Below are 1673 nucleotides of genomic sequence, written 5' to 3'. Positions count from 1 at the left end.
TGACCTAGACGGTTCGGGAAGTTACGGGTAGAAGTCGATACCGCAGTAGAGTTCGGTGCGATACGTGCTTGGTTACCCATACATAATGAACAGCCAGGCATTTCAGTACGAGCGCCGGCTTGAGCGTAAATGTTGTAATACCCTTCTTCCATTAATTGACGCGCATCCATCTTAGTAGGTGGCGCAATCCATAAACGAGTTTTAAGGCTACCTGCTGGTACGTCTTGTAGCAGTTTACCTGCAGCACGGAAATGACCGATGTTGGTCATACATGAACCAATGAATACTTCATCAATGGTATCACCAGCCACGTCAGCCAAGGTTTTTGCATCGTCTGGATCGTTCGGGCAGCAAAGAATCGGCTCTTTAATCGTGCTCATATCAATAGTCATATCGATAGCGTATTCTGCATCTTCGTCAGCACGCATGAGGCTTGGGTTCGCCAACCACTCTTGCATTTGCTCGATACGACGGCTGATAGTACGCGCATCGCCATAGCCCTCACTAATCATCCACTTAAGTAGCGTGATGTTTGAGTTCAGGTACTCAGTCACTGACTCTTCAGACAAGGTGATAGTACAACCAGCAGCGCTACGCTCAGCTGAGGCATCAGATAGCTCAAACGCTTGCTCAGCCGTTAGGTCTTCTAAGCCTTCGATTTCAAGAATACGACCGTTAAACTCGTTGATTTTGCCTTTCTTATCGACAGTCAAGTAACCTTCTTTAATCGCTTGATAAGGAATCGCATGAACTAAGTCACGTAGAGTGATACCAGGCTGACGCTCACCGACGAAACGAACACGGACAGATTCAGGCATATCGAGTGGCATCACACCAGTCGCGGCAGCAAATGCAACCAGACCAGAACCGGCTGGGAACGAGATACCCATTGGGAAACGAGTATGCGAGTCACCACCAGTACCAACGGTATCTGGAAGTAGCATACGGTTCAACCAGCTATGAATGATACCATCGCCCGGACGTAAGCTGACGCCGCCGCGGTTCATGATGAAATCCGGTAGTGTGTGCTGAGTCTCAACGTCAACTGGCTTTGGATAAGCCGCTGTATGACAGAATGACTGCATGACTAGGTCTGCTTGGAAGCCCAGACATGCCAAATCTTTTAGCTCATCACGCGTCATCGGACCAGTAGTATCCTGACTACCAACTGTAGTCATCTTCGGCTCACAATACATGCCTGGACGTACGCCTTGCAGGCCACAAGCTTTACCAACCATTTTTTGTGCAAGCGTGAAGCCTTTACCAGTATCGGCTGGTTCTTCTGGCTTAGCGAATACGTCTGAATGACCAAGACCCATGTACTCACGAGCACGGTTAGTCAGGCCACGACCAACGATTAATGGAATACGGCCACCAGCACGAACTTCATCAAGAAGTGTCGGTGAATTTAGCTTGAACGTTGACAATACTTCGTCAGAGTCATGTTTAGTGATTTTGCCTTCGTACGGATAGATGTCAAACACGTCACCCATGTTTAGGTTATCAACTGCTACTTTTTCGATTGGCAATGCGCCAGAATCTTCCATAGTGTTAAAGAAGATAGGAGCGATGTTGTTACCTAATACCAGGCCGCCACCACGTTTGTTTGGCACGTTCGGGATGTCTTCACCCATCAGCCACAGTACCGAGTTGGTTGCAGACTTACGGCTAGA

At 48.3% G+C, this 1673-nt stretch carries 1 protein-coding gene; it reads right to left on the bottom strand.

The features are described 5' to 3' along the window. A partial coding sequence (locus ACTXGO_RS13355) for a bifunctional aconitate hydratase 2/2-methylisocitrate dehydratase (protein WP_443574862.1) occupies window positions 1-1673 on the bottom strand: 1673 nt, incomplete at both ends.

It is taken from the genome of Psychrobacter sp. T6-1, assembly GCF_052258445.1.
This window is presented reverse-complemented; position numbering and strand designations above follow the sequence as displayed.